Consider the following 25769-nt stretch of genomic DNA (forward strand, 5'->3'; position numbering starts at 1 on the left):
CTTAACGGCTTCGATGAACCAGAAATCCTCCGTTGCTCAAACCCCAAATCTGTCCGGTAGGCGCTGACGTCAGACAAATGCACGCACCCCACTCCAATGATTGGGGTGCAAGGGCGCTCTCTCAACCATGACGTGGGAGAGACTAGTTCGCAGCGGAAATCCTAAATCTGAAAATAGAAGTCTGAAATGTACAAAAATATCCTAGTCGCGCTGTCTCTGGAACACGGCATCAGTGAACATGCATTGTCCGCGGCATATGCCCTTGTATCCGAAGGCGGAAAAATCACAGCAGCACATATTCACGAACCACCAAACAGACAAGTAATGTACTATATGGATGAAGGGATTGCAGAAAAATCCTTTCAAAAAGCAAAGACACGCTTAGCTGAACGCCTGAAAGAAGAAGCAGAAATCTCTTCGGTCTTGATCGAGAGCCAATCAGCTGGCCGAGCAATCACCGAGTACGCAAACAAACATCGCATCGATTTTATCGTCCTTGCTTCGCACAAACCTGGAATGAAAGAGTTCTTTTTGGGTTCAACAGCCGCTCTCGTCGTTCGACACGCTCAATGTTCGGTGCATGTACTCCGTCTTTGACGCTGGCGCCCGCAGCGCGTAAGTAACTCTGTCCTGTGAAATCTGCGGTGATAAGCATGCCTTACTGCGACCATGGTCTGCTATAGGCATACCTACCAGAATTTCACTTTGCGGCATTTGAGAGGTAGGGCTCACAGCCAACCTCGGCGGCAACGCGGCATCTTGTGATATCCTCTTTCGTCAACGTCGGGTTGTCGTTGTGGGCGGGCATGGCGGATCGGAGGATCAGTTATGGACACACCAAACTTACCTGCCATTCGCGCTCTTCGCTTAGCTTGGAACAAGGGACGCATCGTCGGTCAGAAACGGCCGTTGAAACCCAAACACGTCTGGGCAATTCGAGTAAGGTTAGAACTCGCAGTGAACCATCGCGACCTCGCTCTCTTCAATATGGCCATCGATAGTAAGTTGCGCGGCTGTGACTTGGTGAAAATGAAAGTCGTAGACATAATGGCTTCTAGTCAGGTCAAGGAGCGGGCTTCGGTGTTGCAAAGCAAAACTCAGAAGCCGGTCCGTTTCGAGGTTTCTGAAGGAACTCGAAGCTCAGTCGAAAGGTGGATGGAAGACAATCTCATGGTCGGATCTGAATACCTTTGGCCAAGGCGTTTCCATGAGCGTTTACACATTTCAACGCGCCAGTGTGCGCGGATCGTGCGTGATTGGGTCACGTCTATAGGTTTGGAAGCAAGCGCATATGGCACACATTCAATGCGGCGGGCAAAGGTCACTCAAATTTACACGAAGACAGGCAATTTGCGCGCGGTACAACTCTTGCTTGGGCATACTAAGATGGACAGCACCGTTCGGTATCTCGGTGTTGAGCTTGAGGATGCACTTGCCATAGCAGAGGCCATTGAAATCTGACTACTACGGGCCGCATTCGTTGGCGGCCCACAGCCGACATTCGATATCTCTCAGAGTTCACCCACCGGCTTCCCGAAAGCTGCCGCTCGTTCAAAACGCAGAAATTTCAATGAGCGGATGGCAGTGAGGCAAACAAACCTGCAAACGTTGAGAAGCGCTGTTTAGCAAGCTTGATTGCTTTTAGAGACCCGACTAACGTTTCTGTAACCATATATTTCGCGATTTTTTGGACATGTAGATATAGATGACACCTGATGTACAAACCGCCCACCGCATAGCTCAAGACCATTGCGCTGCTTGGACAAACCGGGCATCTGGCGATGTCGCCGGAAGATATGCTGAACATACAATCATGATAATGAACGGTGGCGACCCAATGGAGAGCCAGGCGGAGATTGGCGACATGGCGGCGGGATTTATGGCTGACTTCCCTGACCTCGTTCTTAGCCTCGACGCGGTTCTCGTCGCCGATCACCATATGGTCTATGCGTGGACTTTCGAAGGCCATCATAAAGAGACTGGCAACCATGTTCGTTTCTCGGGCTGGGAAGAATGGGACTTAGACGACAACCTGAACGTCACCAAATCGCTCGGTTGGCATGATGGTGTGGATTATGAACGCCAAGTTGCGGGAACATGATCATATCCGGCGCCAATTCGCGCCCTGTACGCACAGTCGTATACGGTATGTCAGACCCAATTTGACTGTAGTCGGTGCTCTTTACTGCCTACAGCAAGTGAGAGGGCGTCCATCGGAAAAGGCTTTTCTCATATTCGGTAATTGATTTCGAGAGCCACCGCATGAACAGCTTTGCCGCTGGTCGAACCGGGCCCGGCAACGTGACAAGGTAGTAGCCGATCTGCGGTATTGGATCGTCGAACAGCGCCACGAGTTGTCCCGACTTCAACTCGTCAGAAACAAAAGCCGGTACCGTCGCCCCGATACCATCACCGCGACGGATGCCATCCAGCAGCATATTGCCCGGCACGCGGACAACTCTCCGGTCGGCGTCGGTCGGAATTCCGACTTTTTCTAACCACAGGTCAAATTCGACTGACCCTTGTTCCTGAAGAAGTGTGAAATCAAGCAATTCTGCAGGATTCGTGAGCACCCGGTTTCCGATGAGTTCGCTGGACGCGACGACCGTCAGACAGCCTGGCAGCAGCACCTGCGAGACAAGCCCTTGCCAGCGACCTGTTCCATATCGGATGGCCATATCAATTCCGCCCGGCTTGAGGTCGACAGCTTGGATCGTTGAATCGATCCTCAACTCGATATTGGGGAATTCGTCAATAAACGTCGACAGACGCGGCATAAGGAACGCGCTTGAAAACATCGGAGTCGCGCTAACCACCAACGGTCGAACCGCCTCTGCACTCGACACGCTCTCGGTCACGGAGGCCATTTCAGCGAAGGCTTCAAGCAGGCCAGCTGACAGGAATTCGCCTTGCGATGTCAGAGAAATGCCATGTCGGGTACGAGTGATAAGCCGAGTGTCGAGATGTTGTTCGAGCCCGCGGATTTGCTGGCTGACTGCGGAATGGGTCACGTTCAGTGCCTCTGCCGCCCGGGTCAGATTTCGAAACTCGGCAGCGGCGGCGAAGGCTCTGAGAGATGTCAAAGAGGGAAGTGTGCGCCAATCCATAAGTAAGATCTTCTAACAATATAGAATAATTTACAACTATGTGGTCCCCCGATGCCGGCGCATGCTGGTGCAGTAATTCATTGGCGACCACCGGAGACAAACATCATGAAAATTGCTGTTTTGGGACTGGGCAATATGGGCTCAGCGCTGGCGCATTGCTTGCTCAAGGCAGGCCACGAAGTCAGCGTTTGGAACCGCACATCGGAAAAGGCAGAGGTTTTTGCTGAGGCTGGAGCCACGATCTGCTCTTCACCGAATGATGCTATTGCGGCGTCTGATTTTGTCATCATCTGTATCAAGAGCCACAAGAAAACTATTGAACTGGTCAACGGGCTGAGCGTCTCGCTAAAGGGTAAGACCATCTGTGACATGAGCACGGGCGATACCTCGGATGCCGATAGACTGGTCGCCATCCTTGAGGGACAGGGGGCTGGCTACATGCTGGGCATGATCAATGCCTACCCTTCCGGCATTGGTGGTGACGAAACCACAATCCTTACGGTGGGCAGTGCCGGAACCTGGGACCGCTATGGCAGTATCATCAGAGAACTGGGTGGAAAGTCCGCCCATGTCGGAGAGAAACCAACTGCACTTGCCGCGCTCTTTGCCGGCCTCTTCACGGTTCGACAGGGGTTCATGTTCGGAATGATCTACGGTGCACTTGTCTGCCAAAAAGCGGGCATCCCGATGCAGGTTTATGCCGACCAACTCCCTGCCACGATCAAACTGGTCAATGACTACCATGATCTCTTTGCCAGAACTGTTCCGTTTGAGGATTACGACAGTGCGGAAGCTTCCCTGAAGGTTTACGCGATGGCGCAAGAGGATGCGTTGAAGACCTATCTCTCACTTAATGCGCCCGCTGATTTCATCCAGTTGATGCATGACCGCACCAAAACGGCTTGGGAAGATGGCTACTGCGACAGACAGCTGACCTCACTGGTCCAGCATATGACAGATGCCTGATGCAATAATGCTCCGGCCAATTGCTGCCATTGCCCGAGGATTAGCGATGCTGCAGTGCGGACCGTCAGAAGGAGACATTCGCTGCAAGCGCAAAGCAGGAAGGCCAAACGAAGTCTGGACCGCGAACAACCTGACATTGGGCCCACGGCGACCCACGCACGAAGTCAGCCCGAACCGGACATTCGGTTTTTTGGCCACATCAACGTAGCGTTTCACAAAATGCTGTTTCACGAAACACCTAGGGTTGAACCGTTGAGCTGGACTTTATCGATACGATAAATTGTCAGACGGTAGTTAAGTACTTTCGAAACGGTCAGCATATGCCTTCTTGAGCATAGGGCTGCGTCGAGCAAAGAGAGAATAGAGTATGTTTTCCCCGGCGAGGTGCCAGAATTCGAGACCTGTAGCGTCAACGTGTGGGCCGATGAATTGGAAACTCAGATCCTTGCACAGCTGATGCCCTATTGGGCTTGCGGCGATGGCGGCTAGATCTTTTAGATAGACTTCCCTTATCACGAGATCTTCGAGTACTTTCACAAACCCATTTAGCAGATGAAGCGCAGAATTTTGATGCCCCTGCGCGATGTAGACGCCGGCGCAATAGCCGAAATAGTCGCCAGGAAGAACCGGGCGTCGAAAGGATTCCAGACTAAATTCAGCTTCAACCAGCCGGCACTCACGGAACTTGGTTTCCAAGTCTTCATCCAGGAAAATAAGCGAGATATGAGCGGCCAACTCATCTCCAATCATGACATATACGCCGGACATCGCCCCATCCTTTAAGATCTCCGCCCAGATGGGGTCGCAGGCGGAAAACCCGTCGGGAAACTCATGAGCACTTTCGAGTTCCAAGGCCTGAACGGCGGCATCGGCAAACTCGATAGATCCGTATTCCAGCGCCACTTCATGTTCGCGAAGAACCCGGTAGGACGCATGCGTTCCACTCGAACAGCTTTCCCAATCCTCGCGGCAAGCCACAACTTCATCCCGCGTCCATCCGAGTTTTTCTACTAAAAGGTGCTCCAGGTCACCTCGGATGTACGACAGTGATCGCTCATATTTGCTGACCGCATCTACACTTAATCCCAGCAAAGCAGCCAATTGTTCCTGTGACATGCGGCCGTCGATACCGTCGCGAGCTCGATGGCTTCGAAGCTTGTCGGCGAAGATGGACGAAGGGGCGGTCATGTTGTCTCCGAAATGGTCGTGCCGCTGCTTATCAATATGCCTGAAATTGGGTGATTGCCCAAGCGACTTATGGATGACTTACGGGTTCAGGCGGATCACGTCCGTGGCCGAGTTCCCTGAGACGAGCCAAGCTTGACACATACACAAAAGGAACCTGCAATGTCACGTCGCATATGTCAGTCACCCGGTACGCTCGACGCAATTTTTTTTGGGTTTGCATCCGCCCCTGAAACCCGGAGTCGTCGGAGACGTGACATCCGCTGTTCAAAGCGAATGAAACGCGATTGGCCTGTTTCCCCGATGCGTCGCCACCGGTTTATGAGAGATCTTGACTACTAGATCAAAGGCACAAAATGTGAATTCGCTGTACAAGTCAGATTGCTGAGAACGACCGCCCAAAGCGAGCCTTTCAACTTTTATTTCAAAGTGCATATTTATGTCTTTGGTATCACTTCACGGGCATTTCGGAGGCCCGGCGAACCGCGAGAACCGAAGCAGCATAATCCCCCAATGAAATCCCTCTGAATGCAAAAGCGGCCGGTTTGTTGCGCAGGCGAATGTCGACTTTACCGGTGACCAATTCCGCCAAATCGCCAGCAATTTTCTTATATGGCAACATCGGCTTGTCGCTTTCCAATTCCTGTAGCCGGTCGTCGACAATTACCATTTCGAAAGCAGCCATACCTGCTGGAATCCACGGAATGCAGACATCCGTTATCGCCGCAAAGGCAGTCGGTTTCAGCCATCGGCCGTCCAAAAAGGGTTCGATTGAGTAGTCCAAAGTTACCGATGTCACTATCAGATCTGCATCATTCAGGGCGCCTTTTGCACTGGTGCATGATTCAGCGTCCAGTCCCAGGCTTCGTGCATAACGACAAAGCTTGTCGGCATTCTCCTTACCTCGCCCGAACACGCGGATTCGTTTCAAGGGAAATAGATCTGAAAACGCAGCAAGATGGGCGTGCGCTTGCACGCCCGCGCCCACAAAAGCCACGGTCTCGGCATGAGGGTCAGCAAGCCTACGCGCCGCCACCACTGACAGAGCCGCTGTTCTGACTGCTGTAATCCAATTCGCTCCCAAGACCGCGCGAAGTAGTCCGGTTTGCGCATCCATAACCATGATTGCACCGTTAATCGCGGGAAGACCACTTGCCGGATTTTCCGGACACACTGTGACCTGCTTGGTCACGATGAAACCATCATCTCCCATTGCTAAGGTAGACATTGCGTAGCGCCCGTCGCCGGGCAAGATGACTGTTTTCGGAGAAGCGCGAAGCTTTCCTTCTACTTTGGCTACTAGGGCGGATTCGATGGCATCGGCAACTTCAGAAGTTTGGATGCCCAAACCCCCGAGATCCTTGTCAGACAGATAAATTAGCGTGTTCTCAGAGGTCACGACGTTCCTCACATCAGCAAATTGGCTTTCTGACAAAGTACATTATTTTCCGCTGTTCTCGCCATCGGTTTACCTTTGCAGAAGCAATTAAGCGGTTACTTTCAATCGCCCGACCCAAGGCGCAGAAACGAAATTCGTCTTCATTTTTTCTCACATATGAACTCAGCCGAACGTCTGTGTTCCTCCGCTCACCTGCTTCCTGCCAACTCGTTCTAAAAGTCCGGATTGCGCGGATCGCGACGTGCCGCACTTGCAAAAGATCGAAGTGTGATTACGGCAGCTCAGGGTTCCAAAGCCGTCATCAGAGATAGCGCTGCAAGGCCCCTGGCCACCATTTTGATGACCTCAAGCACGGCCCAAAGCCGACGGTCGTCGATGCCTCCATCACTGCAATGCATCGTTCCTAGAAGTGGACGTAGGCGCAAGTGCAGCATCTTCCATGATCGGGTGGTAGCTCTGCGGACAACAAAGCTGTTTCGCCAATCAAAAAGAGGCGCACGCAGAGGCCTTCCGATCCGCCATCGCCCCAACAGAAATATCCATCTGTTGGAGATTCAACAAGGCCGTAGAACGGTCGCACTGAATACGTTTATCGCGCACCCTTTTTCTCTAAACAAAAGGGACGCTGTTGATGGTGAAATCCAATAGATTAACTCTTGATCCGGACGATTGGGAGGCCAGCTGCGCGCTCGCCCACAGGATGGTCGATGAGGCCATCGAGCATCTGAAACAGGTGCGAGAGCGTCCTGTTTGGAGACCCATGACCGACGATGTCCATACCACGTTCCAGTCTGGTTTGCCGGAACATCCCTCGCCTCTGGAGCAGGTCTACGATGAAAATCGGGCGACCGTGCGCGCATATCCCATGCGCAATATCCATCCACGTTTCTGGGGGTGGTATATGGGTGCCAGCAACTTCACCGGCGCTTTGGGTGATTTTCTTGCGGCCGTAGAGGGCAGCAATCTTGGGGGTGGCAACACAGGAGCGGCGCAGGTCGAACAGCAAGTTGTCGATTGGCTAAAGGAAATTGCGGGGTTTCCCAAGTGTGCGAGCGGCACTCTAACCAGCAGCGGTTCAATGGCAAATCTTGTGGCGCATACCGTGATCCGCAATTTCACCGCCGGATATGACGTTCGCCAGGATGGTATTGCCGCGCTGGATAAGCCAATTAGGTTTTACGCCTCCGATCAGGCCCATAGTTGCCACCAGAAGGCGTTGGAGACGCTGGGCCTCGGCGCCAAGGCGCTGGTAGAGATCGCGAGCGATGACTACCAAAGAATACGGCTCGATGCGCTGGAAGAGGCAATCAAGCAAGATCGCGCGAACGGGATGCAACCTGTTTGCGTGATTGGAACGGCTGGAACGACAAACACCGGTGCGATTGACGATCTGACCGCGATCGCCACGCTGTGTGAGCGTGAGGACCTGTGGTTCCACGTTGATGGGTGCATCGGCGGTGTATTGCGTCTTGCCCCCGACCACGCCCATCTGGTCGCCGGGATCGAACGCGCCGGCTCCGTTTCCATTGATCCCCACAAATGGCTGCACACTCCCTTTGACGCTGGCGCTGTATTGATCAAGGACCCCGATGCGCATTTCAGAACATTCGAGATGCACGGCCCCTACCTGCAACTCCAGGAGCGCGGAATGATTGCCGGGAAGTTCCTCGCTGACTACGGTCTGGATCTTAGCCGCAGCTTTCGCGCGTTGAAAATCTGGATGGCTTTCAAGGAACAGGGTACGACGAAGTTCGGGCGGCTCATTGCGCAAGACATAGGCTTTGGGCGCTACATGGCCGCGCAAGTAGAGGCGCATCCGCTTCTGGAACTTGTCGCTCCTGTCGAGCTCAACATTGTGTGTTTCCGGCATCTAGCGGCAGACGAAAACGCAGCCAAAGCACTTAACACCGAAATCATGCTTCGGATTCAGGAGCGCGGGCTCGCTATGCCTTCGGATACAACGGTGAAAGGCAAACATGGGCTTCGCTGTGCGTTCAACAACCACCACACCCAACGCGAGGACATAGATCGGTTCCTCCGCGATGTGCTTCAGATCGCGCGAAGAAATCCTATCGGAACAGCCCGCCTAACGCGCTCATTGATAACTGTTAAGGCGTTTGTAAACGTCGTTTTTTGGCCCAGACCTACCGGCCCAAACCGGACATTGAGCTTGAACCATGATTAACTAATCAGCTTCTTGAAAGCGGCCGTTCCGACATTTGCAACATTTCCTTTGCTTCGATGGCCGAGATGGGAACATGCCTGCCGTCCTTTTAAGCGAGCAGTACACTTCGCAGTGCATCTTCCCAGAGAGTTCACAGGGGCTTGCGTGTCCAGCACATGCTGCCTTTCGCCAACAGAAGTCTGGGTTTAAGCAATGACGCTCGGTGGAGCGCTTCAGAGATCGAACGTCCTGACGTTTTCGAGTCGCATATGGAGTGCCAGAACAGTAAGGCCTACAAGTCTATCCAGCGCCTTGGCACTACACTGTTGATTCATCGCGCTGACCAGCCGGATGATCCGAGCTAAGTGGGCCGTGCTCGCGCGTGCATGAATGCAAAGGGCATCATCGGTAAAGAATTCCAGTGACTTCTATAACATGCTCTCTAAACTCCGGACAGTTGTTAGTCAGAATTGACGTGGGAGTTTGGGCGCAGTTGGGCGACAAAAAGGCATCAGGGACCTCGATAAGTCCCGCGCCATCATCTGCGCCAAGTTCGGAGTTAAGCGCAGCTGATCAACAGGCGCGGTTTGAAGCCACCGCTCAGGTGATGCAGGCGATCTCTGTGACCAAGGACGACGTTCAGCCGGTTTGCGATCTGATTGTTGAGCTTGCCAAAGACCTTTGCGACGCTGTTTTTGCTGGTCTGGTTCTTGGACAGGAAGGCGACACACTTCAGCGGCTCGTGGCCAGTGTTAACCTGCACCCTGACATTCAGCAGCTCTGGCGCGACGGAAAATACACGATGGAGCCGGGCAATTCTCTGGTGACTGAAACAATCCTCAGCGGCAAGACCAAACGTGTTGTGGATATGGGAGACACTGAATTCCACAAGTCCGGCGATGAGCGGTTCAAGCTGATTGTCGACAAGCATGGGTGCCGCAGCAATCTGTTTGTTCCTCTAAAGGTGGATGGCGGTGCAATCGGATGCTTGATGTTGGCGCGAGACGAGGTGCGGCCCTATACCGACGATCAGGTCAAGCTCGTCGAAACCTTTGCCGCCCAAGCGGTAATCGCCATTGAGAATGTTCGCCAATTTCGCGAATTGCAGATCCGTCTGGCACGCGAAGGCGCCACGCGTGAAGTTCTCGAGACAATTAGCCGATCGCGGGAAGATGAGACGCCGGTGTTCCAGACGATCCTGGAAAACACGGCCCGGCTTTGCGAAACGGATGTCGCCACACTAAGCCTTTTGAATGAAGCAGGAACCCACCTTGAATATGCGGCCCATTTCGGTGATCAATTGGCGACCTACGAGGTCGGCGTAGATCGCTGGTCACTAGACTCACATCTCCAGATTGCGGAATCCGTGCGCGAGGCAAGCGTCATTCACAATGTCGATTTGCGCCTGACTGACCAGTATATCAAAGGCGACCCATGGCGCCGTCAACTTGTAGACGAAGAAGGTGTCCGGTCATTTCTGACGGTCCCACTAATGTCGGCAGATGGCACGCCCGTGGGCGTCATCGGGATTTACCGACGTGAGGTTCGCGCATTTACAAACGACGAGATCTCTCTGGTTGAGGGCTTCGCCGCCCAAGCCGTGATCGCCTTGGATAACACGCGACAATTGAATGAACTGCACACGCAGTTGGAGCGTCAGGCGGCAACACAGAAAATTCTAACGGTCATTAGCCAAAGCCGTGATGACGATGCGCGCGTCTTTGATTCAGTGCTTCAGCAGGCCACCAGGGTATGTGATGCAGATCAGGCGGTCCTTATTTTGATCAACGCAGCAGGGACCCACGGGCGGTTGGCGGCGAATTGGGGGCATCAGAGAACCGAATTTGATGTTGGAGACGAGTGGCAGTTGGACGAATCGATTCCAATAGCCACTGCGATACGAACAGGTAAGGTTGGTCGCATCGATGATTTGACCGACACGGATTTTTATCGCTCGGGCCATCCTACAGCTGCCATGATGGTTGAGATCGAAGGCATTCGGTCACGCGTTACAGTCCCCCTGATGCAAGGAGATCAGGCCATCGGAGCCATCGCAGTTAGCCGCCGGGAGGTGCGACCATTTGCTGACCCTGACGTGCAGTTGATTGAAGAATTCGCCAAACATGCAGTCATTGCCATCGAAAACACGCGCCAGTTTCGTGAAGTTCAGGAACGACTTGAACGGGAAGAAGCGTCGCGTGAAATACTCGAAGTCATCAGCCGCAGCCGCGATGACGACAAACCTGTCTTTTATAGCATTCTCGAGAACGCAAGCCGTTTGTGCAAAGCACCGCTGGCCTTCTTGTGTGTCGCTGACCACGAACAAGGGCACGCAACGATTCCAGCCAATATCGGTGCGAGAACTGATTTTGATGAAGCGCTCAAAGATTTCGTAGAGCCATTAACGCGCACTGAACTGGTTGCGATCAGACCAATGATCGATGGTCAGGTTATCCGCCAAGACGATATCGCCGATGATCCACTATACTACCGGGACCGTGACCCAAAACGGGTTCAGATGGTTGAGATTGAAGGTGCTCGCTCGGTCCTTGCGGTGCCGTTGATGAAAGACGACACCGGTCTTGGGGTGATCGTTCTCTATCGCCGTGAAGTTTCGCCATTTTCGGATGATGATGTCGCTCTGGTCCAAACCTTTGCGGCCCAAGCCGTGATCGCAATGGATAACGTACGCCAGTTCCGAGAGGTGCAAGACCGTACGGCGGAGGTCACGCAAGCCTTGGAGTATCAGACTTCAACATCCGAAGTTCTGCGTGTGATCTCAGCGTCTCCCAATCAACTATCGCCCGTTCTGGACGCCATTCTCAAAGAAGCGTCGCGCATCTGCGAATTGCAGGATGCCTATGTCGCGATGCTCAACCCGGACGATGGGCTTTTTCATGTGCACTCGACGCTAACACAGGATACGGCCTTTGCAGAGTACGTCAAAGCTCACCCGATTTCACCAGCGGAGAACGGTGTAAGCGGGCGTGCGATCCTGTCGAAACGCACAAGCTATGTCGAAGATGTCGAAGCGGACGACACCTACACCTGGTTAGAAGAAAGCGGTGTAGGTGATTACAAGTCATTACTTGGGCTTCCGCTGGTTAAAAACGGTGAAGTCGTAGGCGTTATCTCTCTTGGGGCGCCAGTAGTCTCGGGTTTTTCCGCCAAACAGATCAAACTGCTGGAAACTTTTGCAGATCAGGCCGTTATCGCGATTACCAACGCAAACCTTTTCCACGAGTTGGAGGAGCGTACGGAAGAAGTCACGCAGGCACTGGAGTATCAAACTGCCACGTCAGACGTATTGTCGGTGATTTCGCGATCTCCGAATGAGCTGGAGCCGGTGCTGAAAGAGATACTGAGAGTCGCCGGCCGGATCTGCGAGCCAAAATATGCTGCGATCTCGATCCTGAATCCGCAAGACAACCTTTACCATACTGACATCATGCTCGACTTTGACAGTGATTTCATGAAGTTCATGAAAGCACACCCAGTGCCGGCAGGTCATGGGAGCGGCATTGGCCAAACAGCTGCACGAGGAGAAACAGTCTACTACGAGGACACTGAAGCTAACGAATACGCCTGGAAGGAAGCCGCACGTATTGGCAAGTATCGCTCGCTTCTGGGTGTCCCATTGGTCAAGGATAAGGTTGTGGTCGGTGTGATCGTGCTCTGCCACGACAAAGTTGCACCATTCAATTCAAAACAGATCGCGCTCTTGGAAACGTTCGCCTCCCAAGCGTTGATTGCTATCAATAACACTCGGCTTTTTGAGCAAGTTCGGGCGCGCACGGCCGAGGTCGAAGAGGCATTGGTGCGCGAACGTGCCAGTGCTGAAATCCTGCACCTCATCAACGAAGCATCGTCCGACATCCAGCCTGTGTTTGACCTTGTCGTGCAAAAATCCGCTGAACTTTGTGGAGCGCAGTTCTGCGTCCTCGAACGCTTTGACGGCAATCTCTATCATTTCTGCGCACAATACGGGTTTCCGCAGACTACTTTGAAGGCACTGACTTCGGATTATCCCTTGGAAGCTTCCAAGGGTCATCTGGCTCCATTGGTCGTGGAAAGCGGCGAAGTCCAGCATCTAGCAGATGCGCGGGGGCCCGAGTATTTCAGTCCAGAGCTTGCCCGAAAGGCTGGGTATCGGCGCTTGATGGCCGTACCGATCCGGGCAGAGGCGCGGATTTGGGGCGTCATAATTGTCGGTTGGGCCGAGGCCGGACCGCCGCAACAAAACAGCGTCGAGCTCGTTCAGGGTTTTGCCAATCAAGCCAGCATCGCCATCGAGAACGCACGGCTATTCCGGGAAACTCAGGAACGCACTGCTGAAGTCGAAGAGGCGCTGAAGTATCAGACGGCGACGTCCGAAGTGCTCGACGTCATCTCGCGCTCACCGAACGATCTTCCACCGGTTTTGGACGCCATCCTGGAGGTCTCGTCGCGGATCTGTTCACCGGAATACGCGTTCTTTGCAATGAAGGATGCTGACGATGGCCTATACCGCGTGGCCATGTCCCACAATGTCAGCGATGCATTTCTCAAGTTCCTGTCCGACAACCCTATCGCTCCAGAGGAGGGTTCTTGCATCGGGCGCACGGCCCTGCACGGCAAGACGGTCTATATTAGGAATACGCGTGGGGATCCGTCTTACACATGGAAAAAAGCGGCTGAGATCGGGGACTACCTTACCACTCTTGGTGTCCCCTTGGTCAGCAATGGCGTAACCGTTGGCGTTATTGTTATGGCGCATCGGCAGGCAGCTGCGTTTAGCGACAAACAAGTCAGCCTGCTGGAAACCTTCGCGTCTCAGGCCGTGATCGCCATCAACAATACGCGACTGTTCAAAGAAGTGCAGGCCCGCACTGCAGAAGTTGAAGAGGCACTGGGGTATCAGAAGGCGACATCCGAAGTGCTCGAGGTTATTTCCCGTTCGCCTGACGCTTTAGAGCCGGTTTTGGAAGCGTTGGTAGCGGTTTCGTCGCGCATCTGCCGCCTACAGGATGCTTTTGTGGCGCTAAAGAAACCCGAGGACGGAAAATTCCATTTCTTTGCCGGGCACAATCTCACAGAGAGTTTTGCCAAATTCCTCGAGTCGCATCCATTTGAACCGGGCGAAACGTCGGCGACCGCCCGGGCGCTTTTATATGGGCGCGCCGACTACGTTGAGGATACTCAAGCGGACCCTAACTATGATCCGGTCCTTAGGTCCAACTTGCAAGGATACAGGTCGGTTCTCTCTGTACCTTTGATACGCGACGGTGACACGATTGGTGTCATCAGTATGGGCAGCCGAAATAAAGCCGCCTTTGAGGACAAGCAAATCAAGCAGATGGAGACTTTTGCCTCGCAGGCGATCATAGCGATTCAAAACTCTAAATTGTTCAACGATACGCAAGTCGCACTCTCTCGCCAAACGGCAAGTGCGGATGTTCTCAGAGTGATCTCGGAATCCCCGACAGATACCAAACCGGTTTTTGAGAAGATTGTCGGACTGGCGACAGCTCTCATCGATTGCGACTTGTCGATTGCCATGCAGGCTAACAAAACTGAATACTGGCAAGTGGCGGCCGCAACTCCGGATGGTTTAGAGGAAATCACTTGGACTGAGCGCCTGCCAATTGATCCCGACGACAACCTGCCATCCCGCGTCATCCAGAGCGGCAAGACGCTGCAATTGGATGAATCGCGCTTTGATGAACTATCTCCGCGGGACACGGAAATCGTAGAGCGACAAGGATTCAAGTCGTTCTTGATGGTACCCTTGATGCGAGGGAAAGACTGTTTCGGCACTCTCGTCTTTATTCGGAAAACGTCGAAGGCTTTCAGTGATGACGAAGTAGCCATTGCCGAATCTTTCGCGGATCAGGCTATCATCGCGCTGGAAAACGTGCGTCTGTTCAATGAAACTCAGGCTTCCTTAGCGCGCCAGACTGCCAGTGCTGATGTACTGCGGGTGATCAGCCAATCGCCTTCAGATACCACACCTGTTTTTGAGGCGATTGTAAATTCCGCGACACGGCTTGTTTCATGCGACATGGCAGGCGCCGCTTTGTCAGATGACAGTTTCTGGTGGCAAGTGGCTTTGGCGACGCCAAAAGGCCTATTACGTGATTTCGGACGAACCCGACACCCGTTGGACCCGAAGGATAATTTTCTGTCGTCCGTGTTACTGTCCGGGAAAACCATGCATGTACACGATTTGACGTCGCAGGGCTTACCTCGGTTAGCAAAGAAGCTTCACGAAGAAAACGGATTTGAAGCTTTTCTTGGCATACCGTTAATGCGCGGAGACAAGTGTTTGGGCGGACTCTATTTCATCAGGAAATCAAAAATACCGTTTTCGGACGACGATATTGCTATGGCTGAGTCTTTTGCGGATCAGTCTGTTATTGCCATTGAGAACGTGCGCCTTTTCCGCGAAGCCGAAAAGGCCCGTGAGGTGGCCGAGTCTGCTAACGAAGCGAAGAGCGCGTTCCTCGCCACCATGTCCCACGAAATCCGTACACCGATGAATGCCGTTATCGGGATGAGTGGGCTCCTGATGGATACCAAGTTAGATGCCGAACAAAGCGATTATGCCAACACGATCCGCGACAGTGGCGACGCACTACTGGGCATAATCAACGAAATCCTCGATTTCTCAAAAATCGAAGCCGGGCAGATGGACATCGAGAGCCATCCTTTTGACCTGCGTGAATGTATCGAAGGCGCGCTTGATCTGATAGGCGGCAGAGCCGCGGAGAAGCAGCTTGATCTGGCCTATGAATTTGACGACGCTCTGCCTCTTGCAATCAGTGCTGACTTGACCCGGTTGCGGCAGATCCTGCTGAATCTGCTTTCTAACGCGGTGAAGTTCACTGAAAGCGGTGAAGTAGTTCTATCTGTTGAACAAACCGCCAATAAACGCGGATCGCTTGAGCTGACTTTCAAAGTCCGTGACACTGGTATTGGACTGAGCGAAAAGGGGATGAGCCGTCTGTTCCAGTCCTTCAGTCAGGCAGACAGCTCAACAACCCGCAAATATGGCGGCACCGGACTCGGCCTGGCAATTTCCAAGCGTCTTGCAGAACTCATGGGCGGCACCATGTGGGCACGAAGTGACGGCGTGGGGCACGGTTCGACCTTTACGTTTACAATCCAGACCAAACCTTCCAAACCTGTCAAATCGTCGTCGCGTGATCTGGTAGGCATTCAGTCCGAGCTTGAAGGCAAGCGCATTCTTATGGTGGATGATAACGCCACCAACCGTAAAATCTTGTCGCTCCAGACCGAGAAATGGGGCACTAAAACCACTACCTGCGAAACCCCGTCCGATGCGCTGGCCACGCTCGAGAAGGCTCAAAAGTTCGATCTGGCAATTCTCGACATGCACATGCCAGAAATGGATGGTGAGGAACTTGCCCGGAAAATTCGGGCCATGCATCCGGACTTACCGCTGATCCTCTTTAGTTCTCTTGGTCCACGTGAAATTGACCTCGAAGACGGTCTCTTTGCTGCCGACCTCACCAAGCCACTGCGTCAGTCGCATCTTTTCGACACTCTGGTCACGTTGTTTTCAACCGAAGATACTCCCGTGAAAGCGACTAAACCCGCAGACAAACCCCAGACCGATCCAGAGATGGCAAAACGCCACCCTCTGCGTATTCTGTTGGCTGAGGATAATTTGGTGAACCAGAAACTTGCGCTTCGCCTGCTTGAACAGATGGGCTATCGCGCTGATCTGGCCAGCAACGGCGCTGAGGCGGTCGAAAGCGTGAACCGGCAAGCATACGATGTCGTATTGATGGACGTGCAGATGCCCGAAATGGATGGGCTCGAAGCCTCACGCTGCATAAACCAAGATTTTCCCGGAGAAGACCGACCGCGTATAGTCGCCATGACCGCTAACGCCATGCAAGGCGACCGCGAGATGTGTTTAGATGCCGGGATGGACGACTACATCGCCAAACCGATCCGCCTGCCTATTCTTATCGAAGCCCTTTTGAATGTTCCTAGGAAAAGCAAGTAATCCATGACAAACGGTCCAATTGATCTTGATATCTTCGCTGAACTCAAGGACGCGACAGGCGACGAATTTGCCGCCGAGCTTGTGAACACCTTCCTCGACGAAGCCCCTGGCATGATCGCCGAATTGAAAGCGGCTGCCGACGCGTCTGACGCTGATGGATATCGCCGCGCGGCTCATTCCATTAAGTCGAATGCAAACACCTTTGGTGCGACTGCACTGGCCGAGTTGGCCAGAAAAATCGAGCTCGGGGACATACCAGCGACTGGCGACCTTACAGATGCGAAAGCTCTGGAGGCCGCTTTCGCCAAAGCTGCTGCGGCCCTGCGGACCCTGAACAATGACTGATACACCCGGCCATCTCCTCATCGTTGATGACAACAAAGTCAATCGGCTACTCCTGTCTCGCAATGTTGAATTGTTGGGGCACAAAGCCTCTGTCGCGGAAAACGGCCTCGTCGCGATGGAGATGTTGTCGAGTCAGTCTTATGACCTGCTTCTACTCGATATCGAAATGCCGGAAATGGACGGGTTTCAGGTTCTGGAGGCAATCAATGCGGACCACGACCTGCGCGAATTGCCGGTGATTGTGACCTCCTCAGTCGAAGGGCTCGACAATATTGTGCGCTGCATCGAGTTAGGCGCAGAAGACTACTTGCCCAAGCCGGTGAACAAGACGCTTCTCAGCGCCCGCGTCTCCAGCTGCCTTGAAAAAAAGCGACTGCGGGACGAACAAAGACGCCTTCTCGAACGCTTCGCAACCACCGAGGTTGCGCAAGACCTGCAAGAGTCTGGGTTTGCCATCGGTGGCAAACGTGCAAACGCATCGGTTCTTTTTTGCGACATTCGCGGTTTCACAGCCCTTTCAGAAAACCTAGCGCCCGAGGCAACAATTGATCTACTCAACACCTTCTACACTTTGATGTTCGAGGCGGTGACCAGCAATGGTGGCATTGTCAGCCTAATGCTGGGTGACGGGTTGATGGCTCTCTTCGGTGTTCCACAACCTCTTAACAATACTGCGCAAAGTGCGGTAGCTGCAGGGCATGAAATGCATAGCATGATCGAGATGCTGAATCATGACCGGCTCGCTGATGGAGAACGGAGTCTCAGGATCGGGATCGGTATCGCCACAGGCGAAGTCGTCGCGGGCTATGCCGGCACTGACAACCGAGCGACCTATACCTGTATCGGCTCCGCGGTAAATCTCGCAGCCCGATTGGAAGCGGAAACCCAGAACACCGGAAGCAGGATCTTGGTTGATCAAGAGACCCTGGATCTGCTCGACGGAGTTGATATTCAGGAGACATTTGGCGGGACCCAAATCAAGGGCTTCTCCGATCCATTGGACATTCACGCTTTGTGATCTTCCGACACGAGTATCGTTTCTCCGATATCATTTCCTGTAAGATCGCTTACTACTAAACTCCCCGCCGTCGCAGCCACTCAATTTGGATTCGCGAAAACGGGTCGATTGTTTTTACGCCCCGCAATGGGCCTATTGCCACAGACAAAAATCGGGCTTTATTCGATGCGAGGAGAACAGATGAAGCGAACTTTGATAGATCACTATCATCCGGGTCTTTTGAGCAGTCTGTCCGATTCAATGACTGCTTTGGAGTAGTGTAGCATTTTCTTTGCACCGCAGCGAACGACCGGTTTCCGCCCGACCTGCAATACAGCAGAGCTAGGGGACTTCGCCCCCCGCGCCCGCAATACAATTAGACAGGGCCGTATCCTCGGCGAACGCCTGTGGGCCGCACTACCCTGTCGAATTGTTTTGCACTTGCTACCCCCAACCCTCGCTGGGAGCAGGTTTTGGAGACGAGCGCCCTCAAGGGCTTCGCTCAAAACCAGTTTTTATGGGGAAAAATGCTCAACGCAACCAATTGGCAGAAGGCAAAGCTATGCGGCGCAAAGGAAAATTTCTGTCGCAAAAAGCAAAACTATTTGTCGCCACATAGTAAATGTAGAACATCACGAATATTTGGCTCAATTGACAACCAAAACCTCAATAAATCGGTAAATCGCGTCATTCAATTCTGACCCAAACGTCAAGTAATTCTGACCCAATATGCATACCGGCCATTCATCGACACAGCGGCCAATGCCTCACAGGAACTCGTTCTTCCAGATGTTACGCGCGCACTAATTTCTGCTCTTGAGGCATAGCATCAGCAACCGTATCGTACCCGGTTGGTCTAGAGCTCCCAGCTTAACCCTGTCGCGTCTTCAGTCACGTCCTAAAGCCTTGTCATGACGGGTTTATCATACGCGTGGGGGTTCAATGTACCCTTGCCGTCTGATCCTCCTCCACTGAAATGGTCCACCCCAATAGTAAGGAAACGGAGGATCAACTCTGCGGGACAAGTCAGGTAATTTCTGAATGGTGTATCGTTAATCTGCTGAACGGCCTTCAATAACCTGACAAAGACCAATTGACTGAATGCAAAAAACTGACACAACTAAAGCAAACAATCTTCTATGCAACTACAGCAGTATCGGCACTGAAAACTGTGATCAAACAAAGAGATATCGAGCGTGAAGTCGGGCAAACTTTGCAAAGGCTACGGCAGGAACGCAATCTGATCCTCTCTGAGCTGGCGTCAACATCGCAGGTCTCGACCTCGATGATCAGCCGTATTGAAAACGGTAGCGTCTCTCCGTCTCTTGGCACGCTACAGGCATTGGCGGACGCGATGAATGTTCCTCTGATGGCCTTGTTTGCGGACACGGAAGTTTCGGCCGACGTACATCACGTCAAAGCAGGCGAAGGTCTCATGTCCCGGCGTATTACGCAGGGCCACGTGCATAACTACCTTTTACTTGGTAAACATGGCGGACCGGGAGGTCTGTTTAAATCTGCCCGTATTACCATTTCAAAGGACCAATCTGGGACATTGCCCAGTTACCAGCACGAAGGCTGTGTTTTTCTCTACATGATAATGGGCGACGCAATATACAGGTGTGGCACCGAGGATTTTGTTATGGCAACTGGCGATACCCTAAGCTTTGATGCCAAGCTGCGTCACGGGTTTTGCAAGATCGTGTCGGATGAGATCGAATTCATCACTGTATCAACTCGCCCGCAGTAAATTCAGACCGCGATTTGACACCCTCGAGCCGTATAACCTACCCGGACCGTTTCATATTCTTGTATTATGTGAAACTATGAATAATCCAACCGCATATCCCAATCAGGCACTGAGCCCCCATGAAAATTACGTTCAAACAGGTTGATGCATTTCGAACCGTCGTCTCCACCGGAACTGTAACCGAAGCGGCAGCGATGCTGGGCATCTCACAACCCGCGGTCAGCCGCCTGATCTCGGATTTCGAGGCCGAAGTCGGTTTTCAGCTGTTTCAGCGCTCGGGCCGGGTCCTGGTACCCACGGATGAAGCACGCTTGCTGGTGGAAGAGGTTCGGCAGGCCGTTAGCGGCATGGAGCACATAAAGGATTCCGCCACAGCCATTGGGAAGTTCGGTCACGCGCGGCTTAACCTGGTGATCACGCCGGGGGTGTCCTCTCAGCTTGCTCCGGATCTGCTTCAGGAGTTTTCAGCTACTTGGCCAAAAGCCATGGCCCGAATGGAAATCGCGCCCAGCGATGACGCCGTCGAATGGATGGTTTCGCAGAATTACGATTTCGGGATCACGACAACCCAACCCGCCAACCCGTCCTTTGACAGCCTGGTTATCCGGAACAGCGACGTCTGTTGCGTCGTTCCAACCGGCCATCCTCTGGCAGAGAAAACCATAGTTCAGGCGCAGGACCTGGCGGGTAAGAGCTTTATCTCATATATGCCGTCCTCACGCTTCCGGTTTGAGATTGACCAGTTTTTTGAGGCCAAAGGGATCTCACGTCAGATGCAGTATGAGACCCGCACTACCGACGCAGTGTGCCGTCTGGTCGCGCGCGGTCTAGGAGTTTCGGTTGTCGGAGCAAGCCTGGATTATCTCAAAACCATTCCCGATTGTGTCGCGCTGCCTTTTGCGGCGCCTCTGACGTTTCGAGCAGTCCTGTTCTGGTCCAAGAACAAGCCCTTGTCCGCCGTGGGACAGTCCTTTTTGAAGATCGTGCAATCGCAGATCAGCGACGATTAAGCGCCTCGCGAAAACTGGCTCGCGCCTGCGCGCTGTGGATATAGGCGTAGTCCCGAGGGTAAGGGGCACCTGCCGTCAGTTCCATCGAGACGAATTGCGGGCCGGTGGATGACAGAACCTGAGGCACCGCAGCTGAAAACTGATCCAGCTCGGTAAAGCGCTGCACACTGGCATACCCGGCAGCCCAGGCCATGGCCGCAAAATCAACCCTATCCGCACCAGGCAGGGGATGCGACCCGTTCACCTCATAGACCCGGTTAGCCGACAGAAAATGATAGAGGTTAGTCACCCCTGCATTGGCAATCGTCACCAATGTCCCAAGATTCATCAGCAGGCTGCCATCGCCATCCAGAACGATGACCCGCCTGTCAGGATTGGCCAGCGCCAGACCAAGACCATGGGACGACGCCTGTCCCATAGCCCCGACGGCCACGTAATTAAGGTCGCGCGGATTCAGGGCAAGCCAGTCGAAACAGCTCTGATAAACAGCAACAACAATATCGTCCTCGCGGACATGAGGGATCAGGGCCTTAAGCGCTGCGTCGCGGTGCATGGTCATGATGCCTCCGGCGCCCGGCCGATCAAGAAAATGTGGGGTCTCGAAGTTGCATAAGCCGCTTCAATCGCCTGCGGGATATGAGCCTCGTCCCCTGGCCATTCGATCAGGGAATGTGACAGTTCCATCGCATTCAACACCGGCCGAACAATCCGCACCCCGTAAGAGGCCGATTGGTCCGGATGAATATGTGGCTCTTTACCCTGCAGGCCAACCATCATGACCACCGGCAGTTCATAATCGACGCCAATGGCCCGGATCGCATTCAATGAATCCATCAGCCCCGTTTGCTGCATCATCAGGATCGCGCGCGTGCCGTTAAAGGACATCGCCCCGCAGATGCTGACGCCCTCATCCTCCTTGCAGATCCGGGTCAGGCGAAATTCGGGATCTCGCGAGATCGGCCAGAGCAGCCCGTCACTGGTAACGATGTCCGGCAATGCCACGATTTCGCCAACACCCGCCGCTTTGATAGCGGCGATGATAGCCGCACCTGAAGGATTCTTGACCTGCGGCGTACATTCGGTCGGTAGAGGGGACGCAACCATCAGGCACCTCCGTCCAGAAATGCGGCAAGCCCATCCCGCGCCGCTTGCAGTTCATGCCTGTGACCGATGGTGATGCGAATAAAATCACGGTAGGCGGGTGAGGCGAACCGGCGTACAGCAATCCCCTGTCCGCGCAGGAAAAGATCGGCCGCTTCGGCAGATTTCCCGGGGTCCGGAAAATGAACCAGCACGAAATTGGCCTGACTTGGGACAACATGCAGACCCATTTCCATTAGCGCGGCGCTAAGCCAGGCTCGGTTGTTCAAATTGGTCTCTCGCACGAAACGGGTATGTGCCGTGTCTTCCAGTGCCGCAACAGCCGCTGCGACCGAAGAGGACGCCACCGGGAAGGTCAGGCCGATCCGGCGTACATTGTCCACCACATCACTGGCCCCGTACATCCAACCAACACGCGCCCCAGCCAGCCCGAATATCTTGGAAAACGTCCGGCACATGACCACGTTTTTGGCAGCCTCTACCAACTTATGCGCGGGCTCATAATCCGCCGCATCGATATATTCCTCATAGGCAGCATCGATGATCAGCAGAACGTTTTCCGGTAACGCGGCATGCAGGCGCCGCAGCTCTGCGCCGTTCAGATAGGTGCCTGCCGGGTTCTCCGGATTGGCGAGGTAGACGATCCGGGTTCGTTCGGTCAACGCATCGATCATCCGGTCGACAGAAAGTTTGAATGCGTCATCCGCGACCGACACCACCTCGGCATCGTTGGCAAAAGCATAGTTTGGCACCTTGAGATAGCCATTGGCGCTGCGGATCAGCTCGGTACCTTGCCCTAGGTAGGCGCGGGCCAGACGGGCCAGCAGATCGTCCGATCCCTGTCCTGTGGTGATCCGGGCCGCATCCAACCCGTACTGCGCGGCAATCGCCGGGGCCAGAATATCGTCAGGGTTTTCCAAATAGCGCTCGACATTGCTGATTGCCGCACAAGCGGCAGCGCGGGCAGACGGGCTAGGACCAAACACGCTTTCATTCGAGTTCAAAAGGATCGCAGGCGGTGGAACGTCAGCAGACGCCCCTCCAATCATATGAGGTTTAATCCTGCCTATTCCTGTTTTTGCGAGGGTTATGCCCATCCAATTCCTCCGGCACCACCAGATGGCGGCAATGGCAATTTTCATCATATATCACATAGAGCTGCGTTTTAAGCAATTCACTTTCAAAAAAATTATGTTATGAAGACTGGGACTCAGCAAAAGAACCCGGATGACCGATACGTTTTCGCCCCAACACAGCAGGCTTCACCTGACCATCGATCTGGACGCGCCAGGTCGACGGTCCGGTGATCTGATGCTGAAATGGTCCGACAATGCCGTACCGTTGGGATACCACCCGATCCCGGTCATCAGCTTACGTGGCAAACCCGGACCTTCTGTTCTAATTTTGGGCGGCACTCATGGAGACGAATTCGAAGGACCTGCCGCGATCCTGCGGCTTGCGGCACAGCTGAACCCATCTGACCTGACCGGACAGGTGATCCTGATCCCGGCCTTGAACGCCCCCGCGTTTCTCGCCTCATCGCGGGTGTCGCCATTGGATGGGCAAAACCTGAACCGGGCTTTTCCTGGCACCGCGAATGGAGGTCCGACAGCGATGCTGGCGCATTTTGTTGAAACTGTACTACTGCCGCGCGTAGATGCCGCCATTGACCTGCACTCGGGTGGCAGGGCATCTGTATTCGAGCCCTGCGCCTTGGCAGCGCGGGGGGATGACGCGGATCTGACCGCTTCCAACATGGAACTAGCCTGCGCTTTCGGGTTGCCTCTGATCTGGGTGCTGGGCGCACATAACGATAACCGAAGTGTGAATGCCGCCGCCGCGCGGGTTGGGGTCTCGATGATCGCAGCTGAACTCAGCGGCGGGGGTGGTGTCGATCCGCATGCCGCGGACCTTGCTGAAACCGGGCTTAAACGCTGTCTGAAGCATTTAGGTATCCTGCCCGGCGGTGCTCCGGACCCTGTTTCAACGCAATGTGTGGAAATCGCCGATCCATTGCATTCAGTCCATGCACCCGCAGATGGGCTGTTCGACCGACGCTGCACCGCAGGACAACAAGTCAAACGAGGCGATCTGGCAGGCACGCTGCATTTCCCCGCCGAACCGGAACGCCCGGCAGTCGAACTTAAATTTCCCACAGCCGGGCACGTTCTGGCTCATGGCAATCGTGGCATGGTGCGCCGTGGCGATCTGTTGGCATTGGTGGCTCAACCGCTATCCGAGGAACGTTGAATGAAAACCTATTCCCCGTTCATTTCCGGTGCCTTTGTCGATTGGGACGGTGAAACTCTGCCCAGTATCGACCCCGCCACCGGTCAGGTGTGGAGCATGATCGCCCGTAGCGACGCACAGACCGCCGACATGGCTATCCGGGACGCCGACCAGGCCTTCCGCAGCGGGCCATGGGCCAAAGCCGGGCCGACAGAACGGGCGGATATGCTTGGCCGTTTAGCTGACATGCTGGAAACCCGGTGGGAAGACCTTGTCACGCCCGAAATTCGCGACAACGGCAAACGCATTACTGAGGTGCGCGGGCAGTTTGCCGGGCTGCACAGCTGGTTTCGATTTTTTGCGACAGAGGCACGCAAGCTGCAGCCCGAACCTCAGGCCAATTCCATCCCCGGCGTGCATAGCGTGGGCCACTTTAGGCCCTATGGCGTCGTGGTCGCCATCACGCCCTGGAATTCTCCGCTGATGATCCTTGCATGGAAGCTGGCCCCGGCACTGGCAGCTGGCAATACGGTTGTAGTGAAGCCCTCAGAAATGGCTTCGACTTCAACCTTGGAATTCGCACGCCTGGCACATGAGGCGGGACTACCGCCCGGGGTGCTGAACGTCGTCACCGGACTGGGTCACGAGGTCGGCGAAGCACTGGTCCGCCACCCTCTAACACGCAAGGTCACCTTTACCGGTTCGGACCTTGGCGGACGAAAAGTGGCTGGGGCTGCCTCGGCCGGCGTAATCCCAGCGGTGCTGGAACTGGGCGGCAAATCTCCGCAGGTGGTGTTTGCCGATTGTGACATGGCCAATGCGGTCAACGGAATTCTGTCCGGCATATTCCTGTCAAATGGCCAGACTTGCGTCGCCGGATCGCGGCTGATCCTTGAGGCCGGGCTGAAGGACAGGCTGTTATCCCGCCTGATCGACCGCGCCCGCGCATTGCAGATGGGGGATCCGATGGACCCGGATACTCAGGTCGCACCGCTGGCCAATGAACCGCATCTGCAAAAGGTTACGGCAATGATCGAACGCGCCAAAGCCGACGGTGCGATTTGCTTATTGGACGGCACCGCCACAACGTCAGGCCGGAATGGGTTCTATATCGGACCAACGGTATTCGACGATGTGACCCCCGGCACGCAGCTCTGGCGTGAAGAAGTGTTCGGCCCGGTTCTGGCCGTCACCTCTTTCACCACCGAAGACGAAGCCATCGCGCTGGCCAATGACAGCGACTACGGGCTGGCCGCCGGTGTCTGGACCACCGATGCCGATAAGGGCGCGCGGGTAGCCGAGGCAATCGAGGCGGGCACTGTTTACATCAACCATTATCGCAGCGTTGACCCTGCCTGCCCCATTGGTGGGGTCAAACTGTCGGGCTACGGGCGTGAATTGGGCCCGGACGCCATAAGGGATTTCTGTCAGGTCAAATCGATCTGGACCGGCACCACGCCGGTACCCGATCCGTTTCCCTGACCACCGATACGCACGGAGGA

The 25769-nt window shown here is 54.2% G+C and carries 18 protein-coding genes; 12 read left to right on the forward strand and 6 right to left on the reverse strand.

Features of this window, described 5'->3' with window-relative positions:
* Positions 1-186 precede the first annotated feature (186 nt).
* The 3 genes from AC2FI8_RS20190 to AC2FI8_RS20200 all read left to right on the forward strand — a co-directional run bounded on the left by AC2FI8_RS20190 (position 187) and on the right by AC2FI8_RS20200 (position 2101).
* Positions 187-597 (forward strand): universal stress protein, encoded by a 411-nt coding sequence (locus AC2FI8_RS20190; RefSeq protein ID WP_496780734.1) that lies wholly within the window; start codon positions 187-189, stop codon positions 595-597.
* Between the two features lie 231 nt (positions 598-828).
* On the forward strand, positions 829-1461 hold the full coding sequence (locus AC2FI8_RS20195) for a tyrosine-type recombinase/integrase (protein WP_496780735.1): 633 nt from the start codon (positions 829-831) through the stop codon (positions 1459-1461).
* 244 nt (positions 1462-1705) lie between these two features.
* Positions 1706-2101, forward strand: a complete 396-nt coding sequence (locus tag AC2FI8_RS20200) for a nuclear transport factor 2 family protein (RefSeq protein ID WP_496780736.1) — start codon at positions 1706-1708, stop codon at positions 2099-2101.
* Positions 2102-2189: 88 nt separating this feature from the next.
* Here the strand turns inward: AC2FI8_RS20200 and AC2FI8_RS20205 are convergent, their stop codons facing one another.
* Positions 2190-3107 carry a LysR family transcriptional regulator gene (locus tag AC2FI8_RS20205; protein ID WP_496780737.1) on the reverse strand — a complete coding sequence of 306 codons (918 nt, stop codon included), beginning with the start codon at positions 3105-3107 and terminating at the stop codon, positions 2190-2192.
* Positions 3108-3212: 105 nt separating this feature from the next.
* On the opposite strand from AC2FI8_RS20205, the gene AC2FI8_RS20210 reads away from it, so the two are divergent.
* The gene (locus tag AC2FI8_RS20210) at positions 3213-4073 is read left to right on the forward strand and encodes an NAD(P)-dependent oxidoreductase (RefSeq protein WP_496780738.1); all 861 of its coding nucleotides are present in this window, start codon (positions 3213-3215) and stop codon (positions 4071-4073) included.
* Positions 4074-4367: 294 nt separating this feature from the next.
* Here the strand turns inward: AC2FI8_RS20210 and AC2FI8_RS20215 are convergent, their stop codons facing one another.
* On the reverse strand, positions 4368-5261 hold the full coding sequence (locus AC2FI8_RS20215) for a helix-turn-helix domain-containing protein (protein WP_496780739.1): 894 nt from the start codon (positions 5259-5261) through the stop codon (positions 4368-4370).
* A gap of 448 nt (positions 5262-5709) precedes the next feature.
* A complete protein-coding gene (locus AC2FI8_RS20220; protein ID WP_496780740.1) occupies positions 5710-6657 on the reverse strand; it encodes an ornithine cyclodeaminase family protein in 948 nt (315 codons plus the stop codon).
* A gap of 631 nt (positions 6658-7288) precedes the next feature.
* Here AC2FI8_RS20220 and AC2FI8_RS20225 point away from each other — a divergent pair.
* From AC2FI8_RS20225 to AC2FI8_RS20250, 6 genes are all read left to right on the forward strand, one after another.
* Positions 7289-8842, forward strand: coding sequence for a pyridoxal phosphate-dependent decarboxylase family protein (locus AC2FI8_RS20225; protein WP_496780741.1), 1554 nt, complete (start codon positions 7289-7291; stop codon positions 8840-8842).
* Between the two features lie 601 nt (positions 8843-9443).
* Complete coding sequence (locus AC2FI8_RS20230) at positions 9444-16835, forward strand: GAF domain-containing protein (RefSeq protein ID WP_496780742.1); 7392 nt, start codon at positions 9444-9446, stop codon at positions 16833-16835.
* Between the two features lie 3 nt (positions 16836-16838).
* Positions 16839-17180 (forward strand): Hpt domain-containing protein, encoded by a 342-nt coding sequence (locus AC2FI8_RS20235; protein ID WP_109310482.1) that lies wholly within the window; start codon positions 16839-16841, stop codon positions 17178-17180.
* Positions 17173-18198, forward strand: coding sequence for an adenylate/guanylate cyclase domain-containing protein (locus tag AC2FI8_RS20240; protein ID WP_496770863.1), 1026 nt, complete (start codon positions 17173-17175; stop codon positions 18196-18198). Before AC2FI8_RS20235 ends, AC2FI8_RS20240 begins: the two co-directional genes overlap by 8 nt.
* A gap of 1150 nt (positions 18199-19348) precedes the next feature.
* Positions 19349-19927: a helix-turn-helix domain-containing protein gene (locus AC2FI8_RS20245; RefSeq protein ID WP_496780743.1), complete on the forward strand. Its 579-nt coding sequence runs from the start codon at positions 19349-19351 to the stop codon at positions 19925-19927.
* A gap of 119 nt (positions 19928-20046) precedes the next feature.
* Positions 20047-20937: a LysR substrate-binding domain-containing protein gene (locus tag AC2FI8_RS20250; protein ID WP_282170347.1), complete on the forward strand. Its 891-nt coding sequence runs from the start codon at positions 20047-20049 to the stop codon at positions 20935-20937.
* On the opposite strand, the gene AC2FI8_RS20255 is transcribed toward AC2FI8_RS20250, so the two are convergent.
* The 3 genes from AC2FI8_RS20255 to AC2FI8_RS20265 are packed head-to-tail and all read right to left on the reverse strand — an operon-like array spanning position 20924 to position 23087.
* Complete coding sequence (locus AC2FI8_RS20255; RefSeq protein ID WP_170415911.1) at positions 20924-21496, reverse strand: thiamine pyrophosphate-dependent enzyme; 573 nt, start codon at positions 21494-21496, stop codon at positions 20924-20926. The genes AC2FI8_RS20250 and AC2FI8_RS20255 overlap by 14 nt on opposite strands.
* The gene (locus AC2FI8_RS20260; RefSeq protein WP_282154133.1) at positions 21493-22041 is read right to left on the reverse strand and encodes a decarboxylase; all 549 of its coding nucleotides are present in this window, start codon (positions 22039-22041) and stop codon (positions 21493-21495) included. The genes AC2FI8_RS20255 and AC2FI8_RS20260 overlap by 4 nt, the downstream gene beginning before the upstream one ends.
* Positions 22041-23087: a pyridoxal phosphate-dependent aminotransferase gene (locus AC2FI8_RS20265; RefSeq protein WP_496780744.1), complete on the reverse strand. Its 1047-nt coding sequence runs from the start codon at positions 23085-23087 to the stop codon at positions 22041-22043. The genes AC2FI8_RS20260 and AC2FI8_RS20265 overlap by 1 nt, the downstream gene beginning before the upstream one ends.
* A gap of 178 nt (positions 23088-23265) precedes the next feature.
* Between AC2FI8_RS20265 and AC2FI8_RS20270 the strand changes: the two genes are divergently transcribed.
* Together AC2FI8_RS20270 and AC2FI8_RS20275 are read left to right on the forward strand one after the other, a co-directional pair.
* The gene (locus tag AC2FI8_RS20270; protein WP_496780745.1) at positions 23266-24288 is read left to right on the forward strand and encodes a succinylglutamate desuccinylase/aspartoacylase family protein; all 1023 of its coding nucleotides are present in this window, start codon (positions 23266-23268) and stop codon (positions 24286-24288) included.
* Positions 24289-25749 carry an aldehyde dehydrogenase gene (locus AC2FI8_RS20275; RefSeq protein WP_496780746.1) on the forward strand — a complete coding sequence of 487 codons (1461 nt, stop codon included), beginning with the start codon at positions 24289-24291 and terminating at the stop codon, positions 25747-25749. It abuts the gene before it with no gap.
* The last annotated feature ends 20 nt before the right edge of the window (positions 25750-25769 follow it).

The organism is Ruegeria sp. CDSB029, assembly GCF_059611125.1.

Bases quoted from the DNA above. Each gene is read 5' to 3' on its own strand.
- AC2FI8_RS20200 (WP_496780736.1), top strand. From the start codon at position 1,706: ATGACACCTGATGTACAAACCGCCCACCGCATAGCTCAAGACCATTGC.
- AC2FI8_RS20215 (WP_496780739.1), bottom strand. From the start codon at position 5,261: ATGACCGCCCCTTCGTCCATCTTCGCCGACAAGCTTCGAAGCCATCGA.
- AC2FI8_RS20265 (WP_496780744.1), bottom strand. From the start codon at position 23,087: ATGATTGGAGGGGCGTCTGCTGACGTTCCACCGCCTGCGATCCTTTTG.
- AC2FI8_RS20190 (WP_496780734.1), top strand. From the start codon at position 187: ATGTACAAAAATATCCTAGTCGCGCTGTCTCTGGAACACGGCATCAGT.
- AC2FI8_RS20195 (WP_496780735.1), top strand. From the start codon at position 829: ATGGACACACCAAACTTACCTGCCATTCGCGCTCTTCGCTTAGCTTGG.
- AC2FI8_RS20260 (WP_282154133.1), bottom strand. From the start codon at position 22,041: ATGGTTGCGTCCCCTCTACCGACCGAATGTACGCCGCAGGTCAAGAAT.
- AC2FI8_RS20225 (WP_496780741.1), top strand. From the start codon at position 7,289: ATGGTGAAATCCAATAGATTAACTCTTGATCCGGACGATTGGGAGGCC.
- AC2FI8_RS20250 (WP_282170347.1), top strand. From the start codon at position 20,047: ATGAAAATTACGTTCAAACAGGTTGATGCATTTCGAACCGTCGTCTCC.
- AC2FI8_RS20210 (WP_496780738.1), top strand. From the start codon at position 3,213: ATGAAAATTGCTGTTTTGGGACTGGGCAATATGGGCTCAGCGCTGGCG.
- AC2FI8_RS20240 (WP_496770863.1), top strand. From the start codon at position 17,173: ATGACTGATACACCCGGCCATCTCCTCATCGTTGATGACAACAAAGTC.
- AC2FI8_RS20270 (WP_496780745.1), top strand. From the start codon at position 23,266: ATGACCGATACGTTTTCGCCCCAACACAGCAGGCTTCACCTGACCATC.
- AC2FI8_RS20275 (WP_496780746.1), top strand. From the start codon at position 24,289: ATGAAAACCTATTCCCCGTTCATTTCCGGTGCCTTTGTCGATTGGGAC.
- AC2FI8_RS20255 (WP_170415911.1), bottom strand. From the start codon at position 21,496: ATGACCATGCACCGCGACGCAGCGCTTAAGGCCCTGATCCCTCATGTC.
- AC2FI8_RS20235 (WP_109310482.1), top strand. From the start codon at position 16,839: ATGACAAACGGTCCAATTGATCTTGATATCTTCGCTGAACTCAAGGAC.
- AC2FI8_RS20205 (WP_496780737.1), bottom strand. From the start codon at position 3,107: ATGGATTGGCGCACACTTCCCTCTTTGACATCTCTCAGAGCCTTCGCC.